Raw genomic sequence first — 1448 nt, 5'->3', positions numbered from 1 at the left:
TAATTTTGACTTACAACCCTTTAACGACTTCTTACGACAGTGTGTGTCGCCTTATATCCACCCCCTGAAGTGGGTGGTTTTACGGCGACTGGTGATAAAAACCTGAAATGAAAGATAGGCTGACCTTTATTTGTCACATCTTGCTTAATTGAATCAGCTGCTATTGAAACATCACCTAAATAATAGAAGTCAGTCCCTTCTCCATCTTCTTTTTTTACAAATAAAAGAATTCTCTTAGACTCAATAACATTTTTTATCTCAGCACTGCTAAGCTTTCTATTTGACCTGGACTCCCACGCAAACTCTGAAGGATTAATAAAATCAGCTGTGACATCTTTTGCACTAGCAAGCTCTTTATCAAACTCGTTAATAACCTGATCATACAACTGACCATCATCAGTGGTTGAAACCTTTAAGTTCCACTCTTTATTAGAGCCCAGCGCATTTGCCGTAAGGTTACTGCTACCAATAATAATGTTGTTGGTAAGACCATGTTTAAATAAATAGCCTTTGGAGTGAAAGTCATTAGTGGCGATTTTTAAAACAATATTTTGAAATTTAGATAGCTTTCTTAGCGCATCAGGCTCTGTAAAGTTAAGATACTGAGACACCAAAACTTTGCCTTAGACCTTCTTTTTCTCCAGCTGTTGTAGACTGTTAATAATGGTTGCTACACCGCTATTAGTCACAAAGGCAACAGAAATAAAAAACTCATTACACTGGTCCAACTCTTTTAAGAGCGTAGAAAGAAATTTTTTGCCTTCTTTTTTATCATTAGTGAGTAAAGCAGCTTGGTAATTTTTATTGCCATTGTATTGTTTATCGATAAAACTCTTTTTTAAACTTAGATCTAGATGGGAAATCTCCGTCATTGTTCTATTTCCTTAATCAGTTTATCAACAATAAGAATGTCAGCCGCTGCCCAATCTAGTGCTTCAAGCTCATTAGCATCCAGCCATTTGAAAGATATGTGTTCTGACAGCTCGAGTTCTCTGGTTGGCGTAGAACAGATGAATGAGTGCATCTCAATTCCAAAATCTGGATACTGATGATTAACGACTAGAAACTCTTTTTCAACTTCAATGTTCATTTTTAATTCTTCATGGATTTCTCGTACTACCGTCTCGGCAGGTGACTCACCAGATTCAATTTTCCCACCAGGAAATTCAAACTTTTTTGAAATATAGTCAAATTTATTAGGGCGTGTCCTCAATTTAACTTACAGTGAATAATAGTACAAGCTAGGTAAAGCATAGATTTAAAATTGCGTGCTAGCTTTTCATAGCCTGTTGCTATACTGCGAAAATGCTTTAATCGAGCGAACATATTTTCAACTAGATGGCGTAATTTATAAAGGTAACTGTCAAACTCTGGGTTAGGTTGTTTCGTATTTTTTCTTCTAGGAATAACCGCTTTCATGCCATGTTCTATCGCTTTATCTCTGATTT

4 protein-coding genes are annotated in these 1448 nt (G+C 36.1%); all 4 read right to left on the bottom strand.

What is annotated here, in order from left to right; all coding sequences use genetic code 11:
• Positions 1-20: 20 nt before the first annotated feature.
• A complete protein-coding gene (locus A1019T_RS02325; RefSeq protein ID WP_167366830.1) occupies positions 21-611 on the bottom strand; it encodes a DUF3427 domain-containing protein in 591 nt (196 codons plus the stop codon).
• Between the two features lie 12 nt (positions 612-623).
• Positions 624-872, bottom strand: a complete 249-nt coding sequence (locus tag A1019T_RS02320) for a hypothetical protein (RefSeq protein WP_077450245.1) — start codon at positions 870-872, stop codon at positions 624-626.
• A complete protein-coding gene (locus A1019T_RS02315; RefSeq protein WP_077450244.1) occupies positions 869-1213 on the bottom strand; it encodes a (deoxy)nucleoside triphosphate pyrophosphohydrolase in 345 nt (114 codons plus the stop codon). The genes A1019T_RS02320 and A1019T_RS02315 overlap by 4 nt, the downstream gene beginning before the upstream one ends.
• On the bottom strand, positions 1210-1448 hold a 239-nt coding region (locus A1019T_RS02310), incomplete at its 5' end, for a transposase (RefSeq protein WP_143514066.1). The genes A1019T_RS02310 and A1019T_RS02315, both read right to left, overlap by 4 nt.

Source organism: Psychrobacter piechaudii (assembly GCF_900162825.1).
In the GTDB taxonomy this organism is placed as follows: Bacteria; Pseudomonadota; Gammaproteobacteria; order Pseudomonadales; family Moraxellaceae; genus Psychrobacter; species Psychrobacter piechaudii.
This window is presented reverse-complemented; position numbering and strand designations above follow the sequence as displayed.

Coding starts and splice junctions, on each gene's coding strand:
- A1019T_RS02320 (WP_077450245.1), bottom strand. CDS start 872: ATGACGGAGATTTCCCATCTAGATCTAAGTTTAAAAAAGAGTTTTATC.